Annotated in this window: 26 protein-coding genes; 13 read left to right on the top strand and 13 right to left on the bottom strand. The window is 62.3% G+C overall.

The features are described 5' to 3' along the window. Positions 1–103 precede the first annotated feature (103 nt). The 8 genes from AAGQ88_RS02825 (at position 104) to AAGQ88_RS02790 (ending at position 9,441) form a co-directional block, all read left to right on the top strand. Positions 104–1,111: a zinc-binding alcohol dehydrogenase family protein gene (locus tag AAGQ88_RS02825; RefSeq protein ID WP_285424317.1), complete on the top strand. Its 1,008-nt coding sequence runs from the start codon at positions 104–106 to the stop codon at positions 1,109–1,111. Between the two features lie 53 nt (positions 1,112–1,164). After that, entirely contained in the window at positions 1,165–2,352 is a 1,188-nt protein-coding gene (locus AAGQ88_RS02820; protein ID WP_342654383.1) for an L-dopachrome tautomerase-related protein, read from the top strand. A gap of 15 nt (positions 2,353–2,367) precedes the next feature. Further along, positions 2,368–3,144 carry a glycine betaine ABC transporter substrate-binding protein gene (locus AAGQ88_RS02815; RefSeq protein WP_285424319.1) on the top strand — a complete coding sequence of 259 codons (777 nt, stop codon included), beginning with the start codon at positions 2,368–2,370 and terminating at the stop codon, positions 3,142–3,144. Between the two features lie 22 nt (positions 3,145–3,166). After that, on the top strand, positions 3,167–3,820 hold the full coding sequence (gene nfsB / locus AAGQ88_RS02810; protein ID WP_342654382.1) for an oxygen-insensitive NAD(P)H nitroreductase: 654 nt from the start codon (positions 3,167–3,169) through the stop codon (positions 3,818–3,820). 240 nt (positions 3,821–4,060) lie between these two features. Next, on the top strand, positions 4,061–4,303 hold the full coding sequence (locus AAGQ88_RS02805; protein WP_062384761.1) for an exodeoxyribonuclease VII small subunit: 243 nt from the start codon (positions 4,061–4,063) through the stop codon (positions 4,301–4,303). Then, positions 4,300–5,187 carry a (2E,6E)-farnesyl diphosphate synthase gene (gene ispA / locus AAGQ88_RS02800; protein ID WP_342654381.1) on the top strand — a complete coding sequence of 296 codons (888 nt, stop codon included), beginning with the start codon at positions 4,300–4,302 and terminating at the stop codon, positions 5,185–5,187. The genes AAGQ88_RS02805 and ispA overlap by 4 nt, the downstream gene beginning before the upstream one ends. Before the next feature lie 222 nt (positions 5,188–5,409). Then, on the top strand, positions 5,410–7,308 hold the full coding sequence (gene dxs, locus AAGQ88_RS02795; protein WP_342654380.1) for a 1-deoxy-D-xylulose-5-phosphate synthase: 1,899 nt from the start codon (positions 5,410–5,412) through the stop codon (positions 7,306–7,308). 249 nt (positions 7,309–7,557) lie between these two features. Then, a complete protein-coding gene (locus tag AAGQ88_RS02790) occupies positions 7,558–9,441 on the top strand; it encodes a TonB-dependent receptor (protein ID WP_342654379.1) in 1,884 nt (627 codons plus the stop codon). A 328-nt stretch (positions 9,442–9,769) separates the two neighbouring features. Here the strand turns inward: AAGQ88_RS02790 and AAGQ88_RS02785 are convergent, their stop codons facing one another. From AAGQ88_RS02785 to nrdR, 12 genes are all read right to left on the bottom strand, one after another. Continuing rightward, positions 9,770–10,567: a cobalamin-binding protein gene (locus AAGQ88_RS02785; RefSeq protein WP_342654378.1), complete on the bottom strand. Its 798-nt coding sequence runs from the start codon at positions 10,565–10,567 to the stop codon at positions 9,770–9,772. Further along, a complete protein-coding gene (locus AAGQ88_RS02780) occupies positions 10,567–10,989 on the bottom strand; it encodes an MFS transporter (protein ID WP_342654377.1) in 423 nt (140 codons plus the stop codon). Before AAGQ88_RS02780 ends, AAGQ88_RS02785 begins: the two co-directional genes overlap by 1 nt. Beyond that, positions 10,986–11,603, bottom strand: coding sequence for a GTP cyclohydrolase II (gene ribA, locus AAGQ88_RS02775; RefSeq protein ID WP_285424326.1), 618 nt, complete (start codon positions 11,601–11,603; stop codon positions 10,986–10,988). Before ribA ends, AAGQ88_RS02780 begins: the two co-directional genes overlap by 4 nt. Positions 11,604–11,714: 111 nt before the next feature. Further along, entirely contained in the window at positions 11,715–12,506 is a 792-nt protein-coding gene (locus tag AAGQ88_RS02770; protein WP_342654376.1) for a transporter substrate-binding domain-containing protein, read from the bottom strand. Between the two features lie 11 nt (positions 12,507–12,517). Next, on the bottom strand, positions 12,518–13,027 hold the full coding sequence (locus tag AAGQ88_RS02765; protein WP_093468955.1) for a phosphatidylglycerophosphatase A: 510 nt from the start codon (positions 13,025–13,027) through the stop codon (positions 12,518–12,520). Further along, positions 13,024–13,989, bottom strand: a complete 966-nt coding sequence (thiL, locus tag AAGQ88_RS02760) for a thiamine-phosphate kinase (RefSeq protein ID WP_342654375.1) — start codon at positions 13,987–13,989, stop codon at positions 13,024–13,026. Before thiL ends, AAGQ88_RS02765 begins: the two co-directional genes overlap by 4 nt. Before the next feature lie 35 nt (positions 13,990–14,024). After that, positions 14,025–14,525, bottom strand: a complete 501-nt coding sequence (nusB, locus tag AAGQ88_RS02755; protein WP_093468949.1) for a transcription antitermination factor NusB — start codon at positions 14,523–14,525, stop codon at positions 14,025–14,027. Continuing rightward, a complete protein-coding gene (gene ribE, locus AAGQ88_RS02750) occupies positions 14,522–14,998 on the bottom strand; it encodes a 6,7-dimethyl-8-ribityllumazine synthase (RefSeq protein WP_074756916.1) in 477 nt (158 codons plus the stop codon). The genes nusB and ribE overlap by 4 nt, the downstream gene beginning before the upstream one ends. Positions 14,999–15,145: 147 nt before the next feature. Continuing rightward, the gene (gene ribBA, locus AAGQ88_RS02745; protein ID WP_342654374.1) at positions 15,146–16,237 is read right to left on the bottom strand and encodes a bifunctional 3,4-dihydroxy-2-butanone-4-phosphate synthase/GTP cyclohydrolase II; all 1,092 of its coding nucleotides are present in this window, start codon (positions 16,235–16,237) and stop codon (positions 15,146–15,148) included. Positions 16,238–16,254: 17 nt separating this feature from the next. Then, positions 16,255–16,926, bottom strand: coding sequence for a riboflavin synthase (locus AAGQ88_RS02740; protein ID WP_342654373.1), 672 nt, complete (start codon positions 16,924–16,926; stop codon positions 16,255–16,257). A gap of 46 nt (positions 16,927–16,972) precedes the next feature. After that, positions 16,973–18,112, bottom strand: coding sequence for a bifunctional diaminohydroxyphosphoribosylaminopyrimidine deaminase/5-amino-6-(5-phosphoribosylamino)uracil reductase RibD (ribD, locus tag AAGQ88_RS02735; RefSeq protein ID WP_342654372.1), 1,140 nt, complete (start codon positions 18,110–18,112; stop codon positions 16,973–16,975). A 2-nt stretch (positions 18,113–18,114) separates the two neighbouring features. Continuing rightward, the gene (gene nrdR / locus AAGQ88_RS02730; protein WP_165869747.1) at positions 18,115–18,579 is read right to left on the bottom strand and encodes a transcriptional regulator NrdR; all 465 of its coding nucleotides are present in this window, start codon (positions 18,577–18,579) and stop codon (positions 18,115–18,117) included. Between the two features lie 162 nt (positions 18,580–18,741). Here nrdR and AAGQ88_RS02725 point away from each other — a divergent pair, with 162 nt between their 5' ends. From AAGQ88_RS02725 to trxA, 3 genes are all read left to right on the top strand, one after another. Further along, on the top strand, positions 18,742–19,194 hold the full coding sequence (locus AAGQ88_RS02725) for a YbaY family lipoprotein (protein ID WP_342654371.1): 453 nt from the start codon (positions 18,742–18,744) through the stop codon (positions 19,192–19,194). Next, positions 19,191–19,844, top strand: a complete 654-nt coding sequence (locus AAGQ88_RS02720; RefSeq protein WP_342654370.1) for a 50S ribosomal protein L11 methyltransferase — start codon at positions 19,191–19,193, stop codon at positions 19,842–19,844. The genes AAGQ88_RS02725 and AAGQ88_RS02720 overlap by 4 nt, the downstream gene beginning before the upstream one ends. A gap of 122 nt (positions 19,845–19,966) precedes the next feature. After that, positions 19,967–20,839, top strand: coding sequence for a thioredoxin (trxA, locus tag AAGQ88_RS02715; RefSeq protein ID WP_342654369.1), 873 nt, complete (start codon positions 19,967–19,969; stop codon positions 20,837–20,839). Between the two features lie 65 nt (positions 20,840–20,904). Here the strand turns inward: trxA and AAGQ88_RS02710 are convergent, their stop codons facing one another. Continuing rightward, positions 20,905–21,258 (bottom strand): hypothetical protein, encoded by a 354-nt coding sequence (locus AAGQ88_RS02710; protein WP_093468928.1) that lies wholly within the window; start codon positions 21,256–21,258, stop codon positions 20,905–20,907. Between the two features lie 236 nt (positions 21,259–21,494). Here AAGQ88_RS02710 and AAGQ88_RS02705 point away from each other — a divergent pair, with 236 nt between their 5' ends. Next, entirely contained in the window at positions 21,495–22,064 is a 570-nt protein-coding gene (locus AAGQ88_RS02705; RefSeq protein ID WP_093468925.1) for a DUF2796 domain-containing protein, read from the top strand. A 63-nt stretch (positions 22,065–22,127) separates the two neighbouring features. Then, positions 22,128–22,838, top strand: coding sequence for an ABC transporter ATP-binding protein (locus AAGQ88_RS02700; protein WP_342654368.1), 711 nt, complete (start codon positions 22,128–22,130; stop codon positions 22,836–22,838).

Below are 22,838 nucleotides of genomic sequence, written 5' to 3'. Positions count from 1 at the left end.
ACTCCAGCCGTGAAAGTGTTGGCGGATTCTGCCGGTTTTTCCGAAGGAGGAACAAGAACATGATAGGTCCAACTTCAAATCGAATCCCTCTACGGAGAGCGCCATGAAAGCAATCGCCTTTACCCAACACGGCTTGCCCATCGAAGACCCGAACGCGCTGATGGACATGGATCTGCCCAAGCCCACTCCAGGGCCGCGTGACCTGCTGGTCGAGGTCAAAGCGATTTCGGTGAATCCGGTGGACACCAAAGTGCGCGCAGGTTCCGCCGCAACCGAGCCCAAAGTGGTCGGTTGGGACGCGGTTGGTGTGGTTCGCGAAACCGGCAGCGAGGTTTCGCTGTTCAAGGCCGGCGACGAGGTGTTCTACGCCGGTTCCATCGCGCGTCCCGGCAACTACAGCGAATTCCATCTGGTGGACGAGCGCATCGTCGGCCACAAACCCAAGTCCATCGACAACGCCCACGCGGCCGCATTGCCGCTGACATCCATCACTGCGTGGGAGCTGCTGTTCGATCGACTGGGCGTTACCGAAGGCGGTGGTGAAGGCGACAGTCTGTTGATCATCGGTGCGGGCGGCGGCGTCGGCTCTATTCTGGTTCAGCTTGCTCGTCAGTTGACGAAGCTGACCGTCATCGGCACCGCGTCGCGTCCCGAAACCCGCGAATGGGTCAAAGGCCTCGGCGCCCACCACGTCATCGATCACAGCCAGCCGCTGGTCGAGCAACTCAAGGCAATCGGCGTTGGCCAGGTCAGCCATGTTGCGAGCCTGACGCACACTGACAGTTATTTTCCTCAACTGATCGAAGCGCTGCGCCCGCAAGGCCAGCTGGCGCTGATCGACGACCCGAAAACCCTCGATGTCGTCCCGATGAAACGCAAGGCACTGTCGCTGCATTGGGAGCTGATGTTCACGCGTTCGCTGTACGAAACCCCGGACATGATCGCGCAGCATGAGCTGCTGGACCGCGTATCGGCACTGATCGACAAAGGCGTGCTGAAGACCACGCTGGGCGAGCACTTCGGTGCGATCAACGCCGCGAACCTGCGCCGCGCTCATGCCGTGATCGAGAGCGGCAAAGCCAAGGGCAAGATCGTTCTGGAAGGTTTCTAACCCCTTATTTCATCATCAAAATGGCCTGCTCCGGCAGGCCATGGAGCACTGTCATGTCCATGAAAAAGCATTTAGCGTGGTCGGCACTGGCCTTGTCAGTCGCACTCGCCAGCCAGACCACGTTTGCAGCCAGCGTTTCGGCCATGCCGGGCAACGCGCCAGCGGAAAAAACCATCGGTCAGCTTGAACAGGTCTTCACCTTTCACGACGCCATGCCGACCGGCGTGACCGTCACTGAAACCGGGCGAATCTTCGTCAACTACCCACGCTGGGGCGATGACGTGCCCTTCACCGTGGGCGAAATTCGCGACGGCAAAGTCGTGGCCTATCCCGATGCTGCATTCAATCGCGAAGATCCGAAAGCACCGGCCAAAGGGCTGATCAGCGTGCAAAGCGTGGTCGCGGACGGCCAGGGCCGAGTCTGGCTGCTCGATACCGCTGCGCCGAACTTCGCCGCGCCCAAAGCGGGCGGCGCCAAACTGGTCGCGGTTGATCTGGCCAGCAACAAGATCGTCAAAACGCTGGTGTTCCCGGCCAACGTGATCCTGCCAAGTACCTACGTCAACGACATGCGCTTCGATTTCCGCACAGGCAAAGAGGGCACCGTTTACGTCACCGACTCCTCGGTTTCAGGCCCTGGCGCAATCATCGTGATGGACATTGCCAGCGGCAAGGCGACACGCCGTCTGAGCGGGGCGCAATCCACGTCGGTCGACCCCGACTTCGTTCCGGTGGTAGAGGGCCAGGCCGCGTTGATCACTAAAGGGCCGGACGGCAAGGCCAAGACACTGGGCGTGGCGTCCGACGGCATCGCGCTGTCCGCTGACGGCAAGACCCTGTATTTCTGCCCGCTTTCCAGTCGCCACCTGTACTCGGTCCCGACCGCTTTGTTGCGCGACCCGAACGTCAGCGAAGCGCAGCTGGCAGCGGCCGTGAAGGATCTCGGCGAGAAAGGCGCCTCGGACGGTCTCGAAGCCGACGCCAACGGCGCCGTGTACGCCGGCGATTACGAGCACAACGGCATTCGCAAGCGCCTGGCCGATGGCAGCTGGCAGACCATCGTTCATGACCCTCGCGTGCTGTGGCCGGACACGCTGTCGGTCGGCCCGGATGGCTCCCTGTATTTCACCGCCAACCAGTTGCAGCGTCAGGCGGGTTTTCATGACGGCAAGGATCTTCGCGAAAAACCTTACAGCCTGCTGCGCGTGAAGATTGACGCCGCGCCGGCTCCCACTCGCTGACAGAGGGCCAGGGCCATGAAACCGGTCATTCGTCTGGGCAATATCGATCTGAGCTTCCACGCCGCCAGCGCCGCTGTCGTGCAGCGGATTCTGGAGCGGCACGGCTACGAGGTGATCACCAGCACCTCGCCCCACGAAACAATGTTTCTGCGTTACGGCGCGCGCGAGGTCGACATGCTGGTGTCGGCCTGGCTACCGGCCAGCCATGGCGGCTACCTCGCGCCCCACGCCGCGAACACCCGCAAACTGGGCGTGCTGTATCAGCCTTATTGCATCTGGGGCGTGCCCGAGTATGTGCCGGTCGACCAGGTCGCCAGCGTGATGGACCTGGCTCGACCAGAGGTGGCATCGCGGATGAGCCATCTGATTCAGGGCATCAATCCGGGCGCCGGTATCAGCCGGTTTTCCAGGGCGATGGTGGAGCAATACGGCCTGGCCGAGTTGGGCTACCACTTTGAAAACGGCAGTGAAGCCGACTGTTTCACTCGCTTCGAAAAGTCTGTAGAACGCCGCGAGTGGTTCGTGGTGCCGCTGTGGCATCCGCAGTTTCTGCATCACCGCTACGCCATCCGCGAACTGGCAGAACCCAAAGGACTGCTCGGCGGCCAGGACGACGCCACGTTGATCGTGCGTGAAGAAGTGGCTCAGCGCATGGCGCCCGAACTGCTCGATGAACTGACTCGCCTGTCCCTCGGCAACGCCGTGGTCAGCGAGCTTGATTACCTGATCTGTCGCGAAGGCCTGTCGCCGCTCGCGGCGGCCGATACCTGGCTTTTTCGTCAATCTGCCTGACCTTTTAGATTCGGAGAACACCATGCAACTCACTGCTCTGGCTAAATCCCGCTACACCACCAAGGCGTACGACGCCACCCGCAAGATCCCGCAGGAGACCATCGAGACGCTGCTGGACCAATTGCGCCACAGCCCTTCTTCGGTGAACTCGCAGCCGTGGCATTTCATCGTCGCGTCTGACGATCAAGGCAAAGCGCGCGTGGCCAAAGGTGCCGAAGGCGGTTTCGTGTACAACGAGAGCAAGATTCTCAACGCCTCCCACGTGATCGTGCTGTGCACGCGCACCGAGATGCCCGAAGCTCACCTGCAAGCGGTGCTGGCAAAAGAAGAGAGCGACGGGCGCTTTGCCAACGACGAAGCCAAGGCCGGTCAGGACAAATCCCGCCGTGGCTACGTGAACATGCACAAATTCGATCAGAAGGACGTGCAGCACTGGATGGAGAAACAGACCTATCTGGCGCTGGGCACCTTGCTGTTGGGCGCGGCTTCGCTGGGTGTGGACGCCACTCCGATGGAAGGCTTCGATTTCAAGAAGCTGGACGAAGAACTGGGCCTGCGCGACAAAGGCTTCACCAGTCTGGTAATCGTCAGCCTGGGCTACCGCAGCGAAGGCGATTTCAACGCCAAACTGCCGAAATCGCGTCTGCCGGCCGAGTCGGTATTCACCTTCCTGTGATCCGGCGTTACGCCGGGATCTGAAACAGGGCCTGCTGCAGGAGCGTGCCTGCCCGCGATGGAGACGTGCAACGACGCAGATGCGTTGGAGGCACGACGAGTCGCGGGCAAGCGCGCTGACCATTGCGGCGCTCGGCGAAAATTCACGCCCGAACCGTTCCCCGCCCGGCACCTCTCATTTGCCCCATCGCCGCCGCTCTGCTAGTGTCGCGCCGGTTTAACGTCTACCGGGATAGCCGCCATGGCCCGCAAGAAAGCTGCACTGGATTTCGAACAGTCCCTCACGGATCTGCAAACGCTGGTCGAGCGTCTGGAGAACGGCGAGCTGTCGCTGGAAGATTCGTTGACCGCTTTTGAACAAGGTATTCGCCTCACGCGTGAATGCCAAAGCGCCCTGGCTCAGGCCGAACAGAAGGTCCAGGTTCTACTGGAGCGCGATGGCGAACTGGCCGAGGAACCCTTCGACGCGGAACAGCCCGAATGATTGCCGAATATCAGGCCCTCAGCCAGGCTCGCGTCAATGCGGCGCTGGAAGGCCTGTTCGATGCACCCGCCCCTGAACTCACCCGTCTTTATGCTGCCATGCGCTACAGCGTGACCAATGGCGGCAAGCGCGTGCGCCCGCTGCTGGTCTATGCCGCGTGCGAAGCGCTGGGCGGCAACGCCGAACAGGCGAATGGCGCCGCCTGCGCCGTCGAGCTGATCCACGCATATTCGCTGGTCCACGACGATTTGCCGGCCATGGACGACGATGATCTGCGTCGCGGCATGCCGACCACCCACAAGGCGTTCGACGAAGCCTGCGCGATCCTCGCCGGCGATGGCTTGCAGACCCTGGCGTTCAGCGTGCTCAGCGACAGCCGGCTGACGCCGCAGGACGCCGACACCCGCCTCAAGATGGTCGCCACCCTCGCCCACGCGGCCGGGCCCGCGGGCATGGTCGGCGGGCAGGCGATCGATCTGGGATCGGTCGGCATGAAGCTCGACCAGACCGCGCTCGAGTTCATGCACCGCCACAAGACCGGCGCGTTGATCGAAGCCAGCGTCAGGCTCGGCGCTCTGGCCAGCGGCCGTGCCAGCAAGACGCAGCTCGACTCGCTGCAAATCTACGCTCGCGCCATCGGCCTGGCTTTCCAGGTGCAGGACGATATCCTCGATGTCGAAAGCGATACCGCGACCCTCGGCAAACGTCAGGGTGCAGACATCGCCCGCGACAAGCCGACCTACCCTGCGCTGCTGGGTCTGGATCAAGCCAAACAGTACGCGCTGGAATTGCGCGATCAGGCGCTGGTTGCGCTGCGACCTTTCGACGCGGCAGCTGAGCCGCTGCGGGCGCTGGCCCGTTACATCGTCGAACGCCGCAACTGATTGCCCGTCCCGGTCACGTTGTGATCAGGCGGGTTTTCCCCTGCCTGACCGGGCATCGCGCAGATTTTTCTCATCCGATGGATTTATCCCGCCCGCGCGCGCTCCTACAAGAGCGTCCGCCGCTCAAACAGACCGAGCTGAGCATCGCATTGCTGTCCCGCGTGGGCAGCTTGCGATGCATCAGGTAAACTGCCGCCTCTTTTACTTATAACGATTCGCCTGATGCCCACGACGTTCAAAGAGATTCCCCGCGAGCGCCCGTCCACGCCACTGCTCGACAAGGCAGCGACGCCGGACGGCCTGCGCCGGTTAGGTGAAGCAGAGCTCGAAGCCCTGGCTGATGAACTGCGCCTGGAGCTGCTCTATACCGTTGGCCAGACGGGCGGCCATTTTGGCGCCGGCCTTGGTGTCATCGAACTGACCGTTGCCCTGCATTACGTCTTCGATACCCCCGACGACCGGCTGGTCTGGGACGTCGGTCATCAGGCGTACCCGCACAAGATCCTCACGGGTCGTCGCGAGCAGATGTCGACACTGCGCCAGAAAGGCGGCGTGGCGGCGTTTCCGCGCCGCAGCGAGAGCGAGTACGACACCTTCGGTGTGGGCCACTCCAGCACGTCAATCAGTGCCGCGCTGGGCATGGCCATTGCCGCTCGCCTGCAAGGCAGCGAGCGCAAGTCGATCGCGGTCATCGGCGATGGCGCCCTCACCGCGGGCATGGCGTTCGAGGCATTGAACCACGCGCCGGAAGTCAACGCGGACATGCTGGTGATCCTCAACGACAACGACATGTCCATCTCGCGCAACGTGGGCGGACTGTCGAACTACCTGGCGAAGATTCTCTCCAGCCGCACGTACGCCAGCATGCGAGAAGGCAGCAAGAAGGTGCTCTCGCGTCTGCCCGGCGCGTGGGAAATTGCCCGCCGCACCGAGGAGTACGCCAAAGGCATGCTGGTGCCGGGTACGCTTTTCGAAGAGCTGGGCTGGAATTACATCGGCCCGATCGATGGCCACGATCTGCCAACGCTGATCGCCACGCTGCGCAACATGCGCGACCTCAAGGGCCCGCAGTTCCTGCACGTGGTCACCAAGAAGGGCAAGGGCTTCGCGCCGGCGGAAGTCGATCCGATCGGCTACCACGCCATCACCAAACTCGACCCACTCGACGCGCCAGCCGAGCCGAAAAAAGCCAGCGGTCCCAAGTATTCCGGTGTTTTTGGTCAATGGTTATGCGACATGGCCGAGGCTGACGAGCGCCTGGTCGGCATCACACCGGCCATGAAGGAAGGCTCTGATCTGGTGGCGTTCAGCGAGCGCTTCCCCGAGCGTTACTTCGACGTCGCGATCGCCGAGCAGCACGCCGTGACCCTGGCGGCCGGCATGGCTTGCGAAGGCAGCAAACCGGTCGTGGCGATCTATTCGACGTTCCTGCAGCGCGGCTACGACCAGTTGATTCACGATGTCGCGGTGCAAAATCTCGATGTGCTGTTCGCCATCGACCGTGCCGGTCTCGTAGGCGAAGACGGTCCGACTCACGCCGGCAGCTTCGACCTGTCTTACCTGCGCTGCATCCCCGGCATGCTGGTGATGACGCCAAGCGACGAGAACGAACTGCGCAAGATGCTCACCACCGGGCACCGCTTCAACGGCCCTGCCGCCGTGCGTTACCCACGCGGCATCGGCCCGAATGCCGTGATCGAAAGCAGCCTCGAGCCGCTGGAGATCGGCAAGGGCATCGTCCGCCGTCAGGGCAGCAAAGTGGCCATGCTGGTGTTCGGCGTGCAGTTGTCCGAAGCGCTGGTCGTCGCCGAGAAGATCGACGCGACCGTGGTCGACATGCGCTTCGTCAAACCGCTGGATGAAGCCATGGTGCGCGTCATGGCCGCCAGCCACGATCTGCTGGTCACGATCGAAGAGAACGCGATCATGGGGGGTGCAGGCGCGGCGGTCAGCGAGTTCCTCGCACGGGAAGACATTCTCAAGTCGGTGCTGCATCTGGGTCTGCCGGACGTTTACGTCGAGCACGCCAAACCTGCGCAAATGCTCGCGGAATGCGGGCTGGATGCCGCCGGAATCGAAGCGTCGATCAACGCACGTATGCAAAAAATCCAGGACGCCTGACTGCTCCTCTGATCATTCCCGCGCTCGGCGTGGGAATGCATCCCATGGCGCTCCGCGTCATTCTGCGCTGGACGCGGAGCGCCCGGAAGCGTTACCACGCAGAGCGTGGGAACGATCACTGAAACCGCGTTTCACTGTAGGAGCGCGCTTGCCCGCGATAGATTTTTCCGACGACGCAGATATGTCGGATGGACTTTCGCATCGCGGGCAAGCGCGCTCCTACAGAGATCGCGTTAGACAAGAAAAAACATGACCCTGCCCCGCTTTATCCTCACCCTGTCTCTGCTGCCCGCGCCCCAAGCCTTCGCCGACCTGCCCGACCGGGAAAACGCGCTCAAACTCCCCGACGTGCTGATCAGCGCCAATCGTCAGGTCGAACAGCGCGACGCCAGCACCGCCGCGAACACGGTGTTCACGCGCCAGGACATCGAGCGTCTGCAGCCGACCGACCTCACCGACCTGCTCAACCGCGTGCCGGGCGTGCAAATCGCGCCCAGCGGCGGACGCGGCAGTCTGCCCGGCATCTACATTCGCGGCACCAAAGCCGCGCAGAGCCTGGTGTTGGTGGATGGCCAACGCATCGCCAATGCCACGTCGGCCGACAGCGCGCTGCAATACCTGAGCGTCGATCAGATCGAGCGGGTGGAAGTGCTGCGTGGCTCGCGTTCTGTCGTCTACGGGGCCGACGCCATCGGCGGCGTGATCCAGATCTTCACCCGACGCGGCGCCGAGCAAGGCCTGCAAGCGCGCGTGCACAGTGGTTTCGGCAATCGCGACAGCTGGCAGCACAGCCTGGGACTGTCAGGCGGGGACGAGCGGACGCATTTCAACCTCAGCACCAGCCTCGACGAGACGGCAGGCATAAACCGCACGGGCCCGTCGTTCGCCAGCGATGCCGATCACGATGCATACCGCAACACAGCGTACAGCCTGAACCTCAGCCACTGGCTGAGCGATGACGTGGAAGTGGGCGTCAACGCGCTGGATAACCGGGGCAAGACCGAGTTCGACAATCCGTTCGGGCTGTTCGACCCGGTCACCTTCAACACCGTTGGCCAGCAGCAGTACAGCGATTTCGAGCTGAGCAGCCTGGGGACTTACATTGATGCGCGCATCAATGAACGCTGGAAAACCCGCCTCGAGATCGGGCACAGCGAAAACCGCGAGAAGACCTTCGACAAGCTCAGCGACGATCGCTATGTCTTCAACACCTACCGCGACTCGATCAACTGGCAGAACGATCTGACTCTGGATGCGCGCAACAGCCTCATGCTCGGCGCGGACGCCTACGAAGACCGGGTCAACAGCAGCACCGCGTTCGACGAAGACAGCCGATGGAATCGTGCTGCGTTCGTCCAGCATCGCTACAAGGGCGACGGATTCTCCACGGAGCTGGGCCTGCGTCACGATCAGAATCAGCAGTTCGGCAGCCAGAACACCTGGAGCGGAACGTTGACGTTAGCGCTCAACGACACCAACGATCTGCTGTTTTCCTACAGCGAAGGCTTCCGTGCGCCGACCTTCAACGATCTCTATTACCCGGACTTCAGTAACCCGAATCTCAAGCCCGAGCATTCGAAAAGTTACGAGCTGCAGTGGCGAAGCCGCTTGAGTGATACGAGCAAGCTGGAGGCGTCGCTGTATCGCACCGACCTGCAGGACGCCATCGCGCTGGACAGTGACTTCCGACCGCAGAACATCGCTTCGGCACGAATCAATGGGTTTGAAGCCGCGCTGGAGCAACAGCTGTTCGGCTGGACCGGAAAACTGGGCGCCTCGATCATCGACCCGCGCGACCGGGACACCGGCCGCACGCTCAACCGGCGTGCGCGCAGAACGCTGAATCTGGACCTGGATCGTCAATTCGATCGGCTCGCCGTAGGCGCCAGCTGGCAGGCGGTGAGCAGCAGCTTCAACGACGAAGCCAACACCCAGGCTATCGGCGGTTACACCTTGTTCGGTTTGCGCAGCAGCTGGAAAGCCAGCGACGAGGTAAAGCTGGAACTCAAGCTGGATAACGCCTTCGACAAACGCTACAGCCGCACGCTGTACAGCTTCGATGGCGGCAATTATGGCTATCGCGAAGAAGGCCGGACGTGGATGTTCGGCGTCACCTGGACGCCTGAGTTATGACTGGCCACAGCATGCCGCCACCCGCGCGGTCCGCTCTTAAGAAAAACGGCAATTCACCTGTGAAAATGAGCTTGCTCGGGGCCGCTATCGAAAGAAGACTGATTCCAGCCGCCCAATCTCCACAGCATGCACCGACCTCTTCCCGGCTGAAGCCGGTCCTACAGACGCCGCAAGGTTTTCGTAGGACGGCTTCAGCCGGTCAGGCAGACGCCGCAAGGTTTTCGTAGGACCGGCTTTAGCCGGGAAAGCGGCGGGTATTACGCCGCTGATCGAAAAGGGCTTTAGAGGCCGCTGGCTCAGTCCCACAGAAGTATCGACGTCAGCACGTTCAGCGATCTGGCGCTATCGCTTCACACAACTTCGCAACGGCCTCGATCATCTGCCCGCTGGCGCGCTCCAGGCCTTTGTCGGGCACTGACAGCAAACGCTGCGCCCTGACGGCTTTCAATTGAGGCCACGTGGTCCAGGCCTTCAACAGCGCGGCATCACTGGCCACGATCACATCAGGATCACGCTGCAACACCGCCTCCAGACTCACCTGCGGCGCTGGCAGGGTCAGGTCGTCGAAGACATTTCGCGCGCCGCACACGCTCAGCGCATCACTGATGATCTGCCCGCCACCGACCGTATACAGCGGCGGATTCCATACCTGATAGAACACGCGCATCGGGGCGTCGCGGTGATAACGCTCGCGAAGCCCGGACAGCCGCTGGCGAAATTCACCGGCCAACTGACGCCCACGTTCGCCACGGCCCAGGCGCTCGCCGATCTGTTCGATCTGATCCGCCAATTGATCCAGCGTGTGCGGCTCGGCGATGAAGGTCGGAATGTTCAGCCGCTGCAATTGTTCACGCTGCGCGACGCCGACACTGCCGGGCCAGAGCAACAACAGATCAGGCTGGAGGCTGAGCAGCCGCTCCATTTCCAGTTGGCCGTAACGACCCACCGAGGGCAACGCCTGCACCTGCGCGGGACGTTCGCCACCGTCGAGCACGCCAACCAGCAGATCGGCCGAATCGAGCTCGATCACGATCTCAGTGAGCGATGGCGCAAGGCTGATCACGCGCTCGACGGCCAGCGCAGGGCTTACCATCAGCGCCAGCAGGCAGGCTAGGAAGAGGCGCATCAGGCCAGCTGACGGGGGATGCGATAGAGGAGCAGCAAAACAACGCTGGAGAGCGCCAGCAACGCGAGCGCGACGGGCTCCAGATCGGCGAAGACCGCCAGCGCCGCAATCCACGCAGGCAAGCCTGCAGCGAGGAAGGCCATGCGCCGGTCGGCGGCCAGTTTCAGCCAGGCCGCAGGCTCTTCAGGGGTGTCGAGCGCCTTCTGCGTGGCGATCAGAGAGCGCTTGTACACACCGAATGGCTTGAGGCTGACGAACATCGAGGCGATGCCCGCGATGAACAATGGCATGGCGAAAACCGAAGGACCGGTAGACTCACCGCCGCCGAAGAACATACAGACCACCAGTAACGGGCCCAGCGTCAGGGCCATCTGCCGCCACCAGGCCAACGCCAGGCGACGGCGCACGTTACCGCGTGTCACGCAGGGTCGACCTCGCTTTGGTGCTCATTGCCCATCATGTGGCCGAGCTTGCCGGCCTTGGTCGCCAGATAGAGTTTGTTGTGCGGATTCTGGCCGGTGTGCAGCGGCACACGTTCGGCCACGTTGATACCCATGTCAGTCAGCGCTTTGACCTTGCGCGGGTTGTTGGTCATCAGTCGCAGCGACTTGATGCCCAGATGCTCGAGCATCGGCAGGCAAATGGCGTAATCGCGCTGGTCGGCGGCGAAGCCCAGACGCTCGTTCGCTTCGACCGTATCAGCACCTCCGTCCTGCAATTCATAGGCACGGATCTTGTTCATCAAGCCGATGCCACGCCCTTCCTGACGCAGGTAGAGCAACACACCACGACCTTGCGACGCGATTGCGCGCAAGGCCGCTTCCAGTTGGGAGCCGCAGTCGCAGCGCTGACTGAACAGGGCATCGCCGGTCAGGCATTCGGAATGCACGCGCCCCAGCACAGGGGCGCCATCTGACACATCACCGAGGGTAAGTACGACATGCTCGCGACCGTTTTCCTCTTCGAGGAAACCGTTCATTGTAAAAGTGGCAAAAGGGGTAGGCAGCTTGGAAGCCGCGACAAATACGACGGGCACCGTGTGCTCCTGATCAGTATGAGGGCTGGAAATTCGCAAGGCGGCATTGTAACAGCACGTTCCAGCAGACGCTTAGGCTGAATTGTCGGCTGTTCAGATCAGGAAGTTTGATCATTGGCCGGCGCTGCCAGCGCTGTGAACATCGTTTGCATCGAACGGATAAGGCTGCTTCCAGCGAGCGAATATCGGTTTCAGCCTGCCGGACCGCACCAGATGCGCCATGCGCTCATCGAACACATCCCGCAGGGCGCGACCGCGAGCGTTGTCGGCAAAACTCAGGTAAAGCGGGATCGCGGTCAGGTACGTCGTGCGGTAACTCTGCGGCGCTTTGGTCTGGCCGAGGATGAAGTCGACTTCCGGTTTGGCATCGATGTACAGATCGGCGCGGCCGTGTTCGAGCATCGAGAGGATGTGGTCCCGTCGCGCCACCTCGTTGAAATGAACGACGTTGGGCAAGTAATGCTGAAACTCGTAACCGCGAACCCACGCCAGGCGGTAGCTGCCCAGGTTCTGCAGTGTCGGCGCAGGGTGGGAAGCCAGCCCCAATGCGTAGATTTCATCGGTGTCGTAGTGCCATTTGGGATATAGCGTGCCTTCGACCTCGTTCTCGTAGGCGCCGACCCAGGCATCGGCCTCACCTCGCTGCACCAGCCCGACCGCCCGAGTGTAGGGCTCGATACGGGACTGCACCTTGACGCCAGCGGGCTCGAACACCTCGCGCATCAGGTCCCAACCCAGGCCGGTCCCGTCGGCTTCGGTGTAGGCATTCCACTGCTCGCTGACCAGCACGATGTCATCGGGCTTCTCGGTCGGAAGGTCGCTGCTGCCTGGCTCGGCGGCCACGCAAAGCCCCGTCGCCAACAGCGACAGACCCAGCAGCAAGACCTTCCCGATACCGCCCATGAGTGTGGTTCCTATATCACTCCCCACAGCCAGACTAGACCCTGCATCGCCATCCAGGCAAAAACCCCGGCCAGAACGTCGTCAAGCATGATGCCGACGCCGCCGTGCACGTGCTTGTCGATCCAGTGAATCGGCCAGGGCTTGAGAATGTCGAAAAAGCGGAACACCAGAAACCCGACCAGCAGCCAGACCCAGCCTTCCGGCACGAGCCAGAGCGTGATCCACATGCCGACCATTTCATCCCAGACGATGCCTTCGTGGTCGTGCACGCGCAGATCGTCGGCCACCTTGCCGCACAGCCAGAAGCCGAACAGCATGGTGATCCCCAGCATCAGCCAGTAACCCCAGTCCGGCAGCATCTGCCACAGAGGAATAAAAGGCACCGCGACCATCGAGCCCCAGGTTCCGGGCGCTTTGGGCAAGGTGCCTGAACCGAAACCGAAGGCCAGAAAATGCCAGGGATTGGTCCAGACCGACGGAGGAACGTTCTCCGCCGGGACCTGATTAGGATGATCTGTCACCGTGTCTCCCGAAAATGTTGGTAACCCCGAGTCAACGGAGTGACGTCCTGCCCCAGGTCGTCGAGCAATACCACGCCCTGGCCTGCAACCACCTGACCGATCACCGATACGGGCAAGCCAGCCGAGGTCAGACTATCAAGCCGCGATGGCGGCAAGGTGAATGCGAGCACGTAGTCATCGCCGCCGCTTAGAGCGGCATTCAGCCCTTCGTCCCGTCCGAAAAACCCCAGCAAGGCGTCGGACATTGGAATCCTGTCCCGCTCGATCAACAAGCGAACGCCCGATGCCAGGGCAATATGACCGCAATCGGCCAGTAAGCCGTCAGAAATGTCCAGCGCCGACGTGGCGTTGCCGCGCAGTGCCTGACCCAGCGCAAGCTGCGGCTGAGGCGACCAGTACCGCGCAAGCAAGGCCTGAGTGGTAGACGCCTCGCTGCTGCGCTGGTTCAACACCAGCGGCAGCGCACCGCCCCCGTCGCCCAGCGCGCCACCTACGCAGAGCAGATCGCCCGGTCTCGCACCGGCACGCGTCAGCGCCATGCCCGCAGGCACCGTGCCGAATACGGTCACGGTAATGCTCAGCGGTCCGCGCGTGGTATCGCCGCCGATCAGACGCAGCGAGCAGCCCTGCGCCATCAGATTCAGGCCGCGCGCGAACGCTTCCAGCCAGGCGGCAGAAACTTCCGGCAGGGTCAGGGCAAGGGTGAATGCGAGGGGCTTGGCGCCCATGGCTGCCAGGTCGCTGGCAGAGACGCCGAGGGCACGCTGGCCCAGCAAGAAAGGATCGCAGGCGTCGGGGAAGTGCACCCCGGCGACCAGTGTGTCGGTCGAGACAGCGAGTTGTTCGCCGGCAGGCACCGACAACAGGGCGCAATCATCACCGATGCCCAAGGCAACGCCTTCGCCGGGCTGCGCGCAGGGCGCAGCGGCGAAGTAATTGCGGATCAGCTCGAATTCGCCCATGGCGTCATACGCTCAGGTCTGGAAATCCAGACGCCTCAGCGCTTGTGAGCCTTCACTTCGACTTCGCGCAGACGCGGAGCCAGCTTGTCGAGTACGCCGTTGACGAACTTGTGACCATCGGTCGAGCCATAGACTTTCGCCAGCTCGATGCCTTCGTTGATGACCACGCGATACGGCACGTCGATGCGCTCGAGCATTTCCCAGGTGGACAGGCGCAGTACCGCCAGTTCAACCGGGTCCAATTCGTCGATGGTGATGTCCAGGCAAGGGGTCAGCGCGACGTCGATCTCGACCTTCTTCGCAGGAACCCCGTGCAGGATTTCGCGGAAGTAAGCGGCATCGACGTCACTGAAATCGTTGTCGACCCGAAACTGGGCTTCGATCTCGTTCAGCGACTGCTTGGCCATGTGCCATTGATACAGTGCCTGCATGGCAAGCTTGCGCGCGGCACGGCGCTTTTCACTCTTGGAGGGCTTGCCAGCATCGGCCGGGCGAGGGTCGCGCGGGTTGAACTGATCGCTTTCGTCGTTAATCACTTGGCCTCCAACTGCGCCAACAGGCTGACCATCTCGATGGCGGACAGGGCAGCTTCAGCGCCTTTGTTACCGGCCTTGGTGCCGGAACGTTCGATGGCTTGTTCGATGGAGTCGACAGTCAGTACGCCGAAAGCGACCGGAACGCCGAACTCCATGGAAACCTGGGCCAGGCCTTTGGTGCATTCGCCAGCCACGTATTCGAAGTGCGGAGTGCCGCCGCGGATGACAGCGCCCAGGGCGATGATTGCGGAGAATTCGCTGCGCTGGGCGACTTTCTGCACGACCAGCGGGATTTCGAAAGCGCCAGGCGCGCGGATGATGGTGATGTCGCTTTCGCTCACGCCATGGCGAACCAGGGCATCAACGGCACCGCTCACCAGGCTTTCCACGACGAAGCTGTTGAAGCGGCCAACCACCAGGGCATAGCGACCTTGGGGGGCGATGAAGGTACCTTCGATGGTCTTCAGGGTCATTCGGCTGAGTCTCGTGTTCTCGTATTAAAGAGCAAGCAAGCGCGCATTCGACGCGCGCGTGCAGGGATTTTAGGCCACGAATCGGCGACCGCAGGGACAAAAGCCGCGAAAACCCGGCGGGCTTCACGGCTGCTGACCTGCCGGTCTTTATTCGGAGGGCACGTATTCTACAACTTCCAGATCGAAACCGGATATCGCGTTGAACTTCATTGGCGAACTCATCAGGCGCATTTTGCGCACGCCAAGGTCGCGAAGGATCTGCGAACCGGCACCGACCGTGCTGTAAGTGGTCGGCGTCTTGATCGGCGAGCCACCGGCGGTTTCCCGCACATGGGCCAGAACGGCATCGCCGTCAAGGGGATGCCCCAGCAGCAGAACGACACCACTTCCCGCCTCGGCAACCGCAGTCATCGCGGCCCGCAGGCTCCAGCGGCCGGGCTGCTTGACCATCAGCAGGTCGCGCACGGGGTCCATGTTATGAACCCGGACAAGCGTCGCTTCTTCAGCGCAGATCTTGCCCAGCGTCAGCGCCAGGTGAACGTCGCCTTCGACCGAATCGCGGTAGGTCACCAGGTTGAACTGGCCCAGTTCACTGTCCAGCGGCTGTTCGGCAATCCGCTGAACGGTACGTTCGTGGATCATCCGGTAATGGATCAGGTCGGCAATGGTGCCGATCTTGATGTTGTGTTCGGCAGCGAAAGCTTCGAGTTCCGCACGACGGGACATGGTGCCGTCGTCGTTCATCACTTCACAGATGACGCCGGTCGGCTCGAATCCGGCCATGCGCGCCAGATCGCAGGCCGCTTCGGTGTGACCGGCGCGGGACAACGTGCCGCCAGCCTGCGCCATCAGCGGGAAGATGTGGCCGGGGCTGACGATGTCTTCAGCCTTGGCGTCCTTGGCGGCTGCGGCCTGCACGGTGCGCGCACGGTCAGCGGCGGAAATACCGGTGGTGACGCCCTCGGCGGCTTCGATGGAAACAGTGAACTTGGTGCCGAAGCCCGAGCCGTTGCGCGGCGCCATCAGCGGCAGCTTCAGTGTTTCGCAGCGCTCGCGGGTCATCGGCATGCAGATCAGGCCACGTGCGTAACGGGCCATGAAGTTGATGTGCTCGGCCTTGACGCATTCGGAAGCCATGATCAGATCGCCTTCGTTTTCGCGATCTTCGTCATCCATGAGGATGACCATCTTGCCTTGGCGAATGTCTTCAACCAGTTCTTCGATGCTATTGAGCGCCACTCGGCACCCCCTTCGATTCAGGATTTGAGGTAGCCGTTGGCGGCCAGAAAGCTTTCGGTGATGGTGCCGCCCTGGGCGGGCGTCGGGTCGGCGGCCTTGTCACCGAGCAGCAGACGCTCCAGGTAACGCGCCAGCAGGTCGACTTCCAGATTGATCTTACGGCCCGGGCGGTAGTCGCCCATGATGGTTTCCGCCAGCGTGTGGGGAACGATGGTCAACTCGAACTCGGCGCCGTTAACGGCGTTCACGGTCAGGCTGGTGCCGTCGACGGTGATCGAGCCTTTGTGCGAGATGTACCTGGCCAGCTCGCGGGGTGCGCGCATGCGAAATTGAATCGCGCGGGCGTTTTCTTCACGGGAGAGCACTTCGCCGACGCCGTCGACATGACCGCTGACCAGATGCCCGCCCAGGCGAGTGGTCGGGGTCAGGGCTTTTTCCAGGTTGACGCGGCTGCCGGTCTTGAGATCGACGAACGCGGTCACATCGAGGGTTTCGCGGCTGACGTCGGCCCAGAAGCCATCGCCTGGCAGTTCGACCGCGGTCAGGCAAACGCCGTTGACCGCGATGCTGTCGCCGAGCTTGACGTCGGAAAGGTCGAGTTTGCCGGTCTCTACATAAACGCGGACATCGCCGCCTTTAGGAGTAATGGCGCGGATGCTGCCGATGGATTCGATAATGCCGGTAAACATGGGTCCTCCGGGAGAACAGGGCCAGCGCAGAAAGCGAAAGCCGGAATTATACGCTCGGGCCGTGAGCAGGTATCGCAATGACTCGCCAGTCATTACCGACCGCGCGCATTTCGATGATTTTCAGTTCCAGCGCCTCGCTCATCTGCGCCAGCGGCAGGTCCAGTAACGGGCGGGCCGATGAGCCCATGAACTTGCCGGCGACGAAAATCTGGAACTCGTCGACCAGACCCAGACGGGTGAACGCGCCCGCGAGTCTGGGGCCCGCTTCTACCAGCACGTCGTTGACGCCACGGGACGCCAGTTCGACCAGCAACTTGCGCAGATCGACATGCCCCCCACTGCTCGCCAGTGCGAGCATTTCGTGGCCTTCTTCGTGATAACGCTCGCGCGCCGAAGCCGCCGCGCACGTGACGACCAACGCGCTGCCGGCCTTGAAAAAGGGCGCATCGAGCGGCACGCGCAGACGCCCGTCAATCAACACGCGCAGCGGCGGACGAGTGACCGCCAGCGCCGTCAATTCCGCGCTTAGGCCCAGCTCGTCGGGCCTAACGGTGAGACGCGCGTGGTCGGCCAGCACCGTGTCGGCCCCCGTCAGCACCACGCTCGATTGCGCCCGAAGACGCTGCACCGCCGAACGTGCTTGAGGTCCTGTGATCCACTGGCTCTCGCCGCTGGCCATGGCCGTGCGGCCGTCCAGGCTCATCGCCAGCTTGACCCGCACGTACGGCAAGCCGTGTTCCATGCGTTTGAGAAAGCCTTTGTTGATCGCCCGCGCTTCACCCTCCAGCACGCCGCTCTGCACGGCGATGCCCGCGCTCATCAAACGCAGAAGCCCTCGACCGGCGACATCCGGGTTGGGGTCCTGCATCGCAGCAACGACACGCGCGACGCCGGCATTGACCAGCGCGTCCGCGCACGGCGGGGTGCGGCCATGATGGCTGCACGGTTCAAGGGTGACGTAGGCAGTGGCGCCCCTGGCTTTTTCCCCCGCATGACGCAGCGCGTAGACCTCGGCATGGGGCTCGCCCGCACGCACGTGCCAGCCTTCGCCGACAATCTCGCCGTCACGCACGATCACGCAACCGACGCGCGGATTGGGGTGCGTCGAGTAGACGCCCTTGCGCGCCAGCTCCAGCGCTCGCGCCATATAAGCGGCGTCGAGCACGCTCTGCTCTGTGGGGGACATGCTCACTCTTTAACCGGCTCGCGGGCCAGTCGGTCGATTTCTTCGCGGAATTCGTTGAGGTCCTGGAACCGTCGATACACCGAAGCAAAGCGGATATACGCCACTTCGTCGAGTTTCTGCAGTTCACCCATCACCAGCTCACCGACGATCAGCGACTTGACCTCGCGCTCGCCGGTCGCACGCAACTTGCTCTTGATGTGGGCCAGGGCCGCTTCGAGACGTTCGACGCTTACAGGGCGCTTTTCCAGCGCGCGCTGCATACCGGCGCGCAGCTTTTCTTCGTCGAATGGCTGACGGCTGCCGTCTTGCTTGATCAGACGCGGCAGGACCAGCTCGGCGGTTTCAAACGTGGTGAAACGCTCGCCGCAGGCGACGCATTCGCGACGTCGGCGAACCTGATCGCCTTCGGCAACGAGGCGCGAGTCAATGACTTTGGTGTCGTTGGCACCGCAAAAGGGACAGTGCATGGTGGCAGGCAACAAAAAAAGGGAGGGCCATGGTAGCGCATCCCGCTGGCAAGACAAGTCCGGGCCTTTGAGGTATACAGACGCGCATTCGCTGCAGCCAAAGTCGCCGCCCTCGGCGATACTGCTGATGCCCACCCGTATTTTGTTTTGCTGGAGCTGTTCATGACGCTACGTACGCTTGCTGTAATCAGCCTGGTCGGCCTGCTGGCTGCCTGTAGCACCGCTGAGCCGCCCAAGCCCGCCGCCCCGGCCAAACCTGCAACCAACGCCATCAAACTGCCGGACAGTCCGGGGCCCTTGCTGCCTTATCAGCGGGAATTGAGCGGCCAGTTGCTCGGTGTTCCGGCAGGCGCCGAGGTGGAGCTGGCGTTGTTGGTGATCGATGATCGCAATCGCCCGCAAAAACTGCTGAGCAGCACCAAGCTCACGGGCAACAATCAATCCCTGCCGTTTCAGTTGCGCTTCAATCCCGAAGCGTTTCCCCAGGGCGCCCGCGTCGAGTTACGTGGACGGGCCAGCCAGTCCGGGCAATTGATCCTGCATCTGCCGTCGGTGCTGATCACTCAGCCGACGACTCAGGCGCTGGGCCAGTTGCAGTTCGCCCCGGCGCCATGACTGCGCCGTCTCACCTTCAGGCTGCACTGAGCGATCTGTTGGGTGACGCACGTCTGGTGGCCGAAACGCTGCCCGGCACCGATCTGAAACTGTGGCTGATCGACGCCGACAACATGGATCGCGCGTTCAGCCCCGAAGAAACCCGACGGATTCTCGAAGAGCCGCCTTACTGGAGTTTCTGTTGGGCAAGCGGGCTGGCAATGGCCCGGTTCCTCGCTGAACACCCTCAATGGGTCGAGGGCAAGCGCGTGCTGGATTTCGGCGCAGGTTCAGGCGTGGCCGGCATCGCGGCAGTGAAGGCTGGCGCGCTCGAAGTGGTGGCCTGCGATCTTGATCCGATCGCCCTCGCCGCTTGCCAGGCCAACGCCGAACTCAATGACGTGCAGCTGGGGTATTCGACGGACTTTTTCGCCGAGACCGATCGTTTCGATCTGATCCTGGTGGCTGATGTTCTGTACGACCGGGCGAATCTGCCTCTGCTCGACCAGTTCCTGACCCGCGGCAGGCAAGCGCTGGTCGCGGATTCGCGGGTACGGGATTTTCAGCATCCGCTGTACCGACGGCTGGGCATTCTCGAGGCGCTGACACTGCCCGATCTGGCTGAGCCCTGGGAGTTTCGCAAAGTGAGTCTGTATCACGCGGCGCGCTGACCGGCGACTCAATGATGAACGCTCTGCCGGGGCGAGATTTCTGTCGCGCCAGTGACCCCGCTTCCGACAATCCCCGCAGCCCTTTATAGTTGGCGTCATTAGCGCCTATTTCGAGATTTGTGATGAGCCAGGAAACGCCGTACATCTTCGATGCGACCACCGCCACGTTCGATCAGTTGGTCATCGAAAATTCCTTCCATAAACCGGTGCTCGTGGATTTCTGGGCTGAGTGGTGTGCGCCGTGCAAAGTGCTGATGCCGCTGCTCAAGCAGATTGCCGAGAGCTACCAGGGCGAACTGCTGCTGGCCAAGGTCGATTGCGACGCCGAGCAAGACATCGTCGCCCGCTTCGGGATTCGCAGCCTGCCGACGGTCGTGCTGTTCAAGGACGGCCAGCCGGTGGACGGGTTTGCCGGCGCGCAGCCTGAATCCCAGATTCGCGCGTTGCTCGAGCCGCACGTGCAGATGCCGCCGGCCGCGGCAGCCGACCCACTGCAGACCGCTCAGGAGATGTTCGCCGCGAGTCATTTCGCAGAGGCTGAAGCTGTTCTGCAGACCATTCTGGCCGAGGACAACACCAACGCCGCCGCGCTGATTCTGTATGCCCGCTGCCTGGCTGAACGTGGCGAGCTGACCGAAGCGCGTGCCGTGCTGGATGCCGTGAAAGGCGACGAACACAAAGCGGCGTTGGCCGGTGCAAAGGCGCAACTGACCTTTCTGGGTGAGGCCGCAGCGCTGCCGGATGTCGCAGACCTGAAGACGCGTCTGGCGCAGAATCCACAGGACGATGAGGCTGCGCATCAGTTGGCGATCCATCAGTTGTCGCGTCAGCAGTACGGCGCAGCACTGGAAGGCTTGCTCAAGCTGTTCATCCGCAACCGCAACTTCAACGAAGGCCAGCCGCACAAGACGTTGCTGCAGGTGTTTGACCTGCTGGGCAATGATCACCCACTGGTCACGACCTACCGTCGCAAGTTGTTTGCTGCGCTTTACTGACCTCACTCCGGTCCGCGGGGTTGACGATCCGCCTGACCGCTCTGTGTCAGGCAATCATCTGAGCATCACTCGATCCAGTGATACACCGGCGCATCGCCATGGCTTTCGACTTTGACGTTGGCGCTGTGGCGCATGCGCACCATCAAACGCTTGCCTGCCGCCGTGCTGCCCGCCAAACCCTCCAGTTGCCCCAACAGATCCGGCCCGCTCATTTGCCCGGCTTTGCGCAGCAGGTCTTGCGCAATGTCCCAGACTGCATCGTTACGGCTGGCGACCGGTCTGGCTGCTGACTCGCTGACCGGTTGGCTCTCCTGCACTGGCACGCCGAGTTGAGCGCCCAGTCGAGCCCAGTCGCTTTCGTCCATTTCCACGGTCAGGTCCACAGGCAGGTCGCCAACGGTTCCACGGATTCGCAGCATGATGTGTGTCCTCTGGTTGACTGAGCGGCATGGTCCCACAGGATTATCCGCGCCGCACGTAATCCCCTGACACGGACACCTCCCAGATATGTCGGGCAGCGCCAGGCTGGCTGACCCGACGCAATCCGGGGACAGGTCACGCTCATGGAATCCCGGCGAAAAATTTAAGAACGGGCGTGCATTATTGTTATAAGATCACATAACAAATTTCAGACCTTCTTGCGGAGCCCTCTCACATGCGTCGTCTGCTTCTCGCTTTACCCCTCGCGCTGCTTCCTCTGGCCATGACCCACGCGGCCGACGAACATGACCACGACCATGAACACGGCAGCCTCGGCGCTCACGTCCATGGCGTCGCGCGACTGGACCTGGCGCTGGACGGCCGCACCCTGGAGCTTGAACTGGATACGCCGGCGATGAACATCGTCGGCTTCGAGCACGTGGCCACCACCGATGCAGACAAAATGAAGCTCGCACTGGCGCGCGAAACCCTGCTCAAGCCGCATGGCCTGTTCAGTATTCCTGAAGCGGCGGGATGCACCGTGGTCAAGCAGCAGCTCAACAGCCCGCTGTTTGGCGACAAAGACGACGAGCATGACCACGGCGATGGTGACGACCACGATCACGCCGAAATCCACGGTCACTATCAGCTCACTTGCAGCGTGCCAAACGTGCTGAACAAACTTGATCTGACCCAGCTGTTCAAGAGCTTCCCGGCGACCCAGACCGTTCAGGTCCAACTGGTGACGCCGAAGCGTCAGATGGGTGCCGAAGTGCGCCCGAGCAATCCTGTGGTCAAGTTCTGACCAGCCTCGATGCACACGCGACCGGGGCTTCCCGGTCATTCACCTCAAGACGTGATTCAGGCCATGACGCAAGCACTCATCGAACTCTCGGACCTGGGCTTCAACTGGCCAGGGCATCCGCTGTTGCTGGACATCCCGGAGTTTCGCCTTGAGCGCGGCGAAACCCTGTTCCTCAAAGGCCCCAGTGGCAGCGGAAAAACCACGCTGCTGGGTCTGCTCGGCGGCGTGCAAAAGCCCGGTCGCGGCACTATCCGCCTGTTGGGGCAAGACCTGACGCAACTGTCGGCAGGTGCCCGTGACCGTTTTCGGGTGGATCACACCGGCTACATTTTTCAGCAGTTCAACTTGCTGCCTTTTCTGTCGGTGCGAGAAAACGTCGAGCTGCCCTGCCACTTCTCGGCCGTGCGCGCCACCCGAGCGACCCAACGCCACGGCAGCGTTGCGCAGGCCGCAGCGACGCTGCTCGCCCACTTGGGTCTGAAGGACCCGCAACTGCTGGGGCGGCGCGCCGACGCGTTGTCCATCGGCCAACAGCAACGGGTGGCCGCGGCGCGCGCGCTGATCGGTCAACCGGAACTGGTCATCGCCGACGAGCCCACTTCCGCGCTCGATGCCGACGCCCGCGAGGCGTTCATTCAACTGCTGTTCGCGGAATGTCGGGAAGCCGGTGCCAGCCTGTTGTTCGTCAGCCATGACCAGAGTCTGGCGGCGCTTTTCGATCGCAACCTGTCGCTGGCCGAACTCAATCGCGCTGCCGTCGCTCCCGAGGTCTGA

The organism is Pseudomonas sp. F3-2 (assembly GCF_038804275.1).
Taxonomy (GTDB): domain Bacteria; phylum Pseudomonadota; class Gammaproteobacteria; order Pseudomonadales; family Pseudomonadaceae; genus Aquipseudomonas.
Note: the sequence above shows the minus strand (reverse complement) of the source record. Positions and strands in the feature narration are given on the sequence as shown.

What these genes read in the sequence shown, in the direction of transcription:
- AAGQ88_RS02725 (WP_342654371.1), top strand. Translation starts at nt 18,742, where the DNA reads ATGACGCTACGTACGCTTGCTGTAATCAGCCTGGTCGGCCTGCTGGCT.
- nfsB (WP_342654382.1), top strand. Translation starts at nt 3,167, where the DNA reads ATGCAACTCACTGCTCTGGCTAAATCCCGCTACACCACCAAGGCGTAC.
- thiL (WP_342654375.1), bottom strand. Translation starts at nt 13,989, where the DNA reads ATGGGCGAATTCGAGCTGATCCGCAATTACTTCGCCGCTGCGCCCTGC.
- dxs (WP_342654380.1), top strand. Translation starts at nt 5,410, where the DNA reads ATGCCCACGACGTTCAAAGAGATTCCCCGCGAGCGCCCGTCCACGCCA.
- ispA (WP_342654381.1), top strand. Translation starts at nt 4,300, where the DNA reads ATGATTGCCGAATATCAGGCCCTCAGCCAGGCTCGCGTCAATGCGGCG.
- ribD (WP_342654372.1), bottom strand. Translation starts at nt 18,112, where the DNA reads ATGTCCCCCACAGAGCAGAGCGTGCTCGACGCCGCTTATATGGCGCGA.
- AAGQ88_RS02720 (WP_342654370.1), top strand. Translation starts at nt 19,191, where the DNA reads ATGACTGCGCCGTCTCACCTTCAGGCTGCACTGAGCGATCTGTTGGGT.
- ribE (WP_074756916.1), bottom strand. Translation starts at nt 14,998, where the DNA reads ATGACCCTGAAGACCATCGAAGGTACCTTCATCGCCCCCCAAGGTCGC.
- AAGQ88_RS02770 (WP_342654376.1), bottom strand. Translation starts at nt 12,506, where the DNA reads ATGGGCGGTATCGGGAAGGTCTTGCTGCTGGGTCTGTCGCTGTTGGCG.
- AAGQ88_RS02785 (WP_342654378.1), bottom strand. Translation starts at nt 10,567, where the DNA reads ATGCGCCTCTTCCTAGCCTGCCTGCTGGCGCTGATGGTAAGCCCTGCG.
- AAGQ88_RS02705 (WP_093468925.1), top strand. Translation starts at nt 21,495, where the DNA reads ATGCGTCGTCTGCTTCTCGCTTTACCCCTCGCGCTGCTTCCTCTGGCC.
- AAGQ88_RS02805 (WP_062384761.1), top strand. Translation starts at nt 4,061, where the DNA reads ATGGCCCGCAAGAAAGCTGCACTGGATTTCGAACAGTCCCTCACGGAT.
- AAGQ88_RS02790 (WP_342654379.1), top strand. Translation starts at nt 7,558, where the DNA reads ATGACCCTGCCCCGCTTTATCCTCACCCTGTCTCTGCTGCCCGCGCCC.
- AAGQ88_RS02815 (WP_285424319.1), top strand. Translation starts at nt 2,368, where the DNA reads ATGAAACCGGTCATTCGTCTGGGCAATATCGATCTGAGCTTCCACGCC.
- AAGQ88_RS02700 (WP_342654368.1), top strand. Translation starts at nt 22,128, where the DNA reads ATGACGCAAGCACTCATCGAACTCTCGGACCTGGGCTTCAACTGGCCA.
- nrdR (WP_165869747.1), bottom strand. Translation starts at nt 18,579, where the DNA reads ATGCACTGTCCCTTTTGCGGTGCCAACGACACCAAAGTCATTGACTCG.
- AAGQ88_RS02825 (WP_285424317.1), top strand. Translation starts at nt 104, where the DNA reads ATGAAAGCAATCGCCTTTACCCAACACGGCTTGCCCATCGAAGACCCG.
- AAGQ88_RS02740 (WP_342654373.1), bottom strand. Translation starts at nt 16,926, where the DNA reads ATGTTTACCGGCATTATCGAATCCATCGGCAGCATCCGCGCCATTACT.
- AAGQ88_RS02820 (WP_342654383.1), top strand. Translation starts at nt 1,165, where the DNA reads ATGTCCATGAAAAAGCATTTAGCGTGGTCGGCACTGGCCTTGTCAGTC.
- trxA (WP_342654369.1), top strand. Translation starts at nt 19,967, where the DNA reads ATGAGCCAGGAAACGCCGTACATCTTCGATGCGACCACCGCCACGTTC.
- AAGQ88_RS02710 (WP_093468928.1), bottom strand. Translation starts at nt 21,258, where the DNA reads ATGCTGCGAATCCGTGGAACCGTTGGCGACCTGCCTGTGGACCTGACC.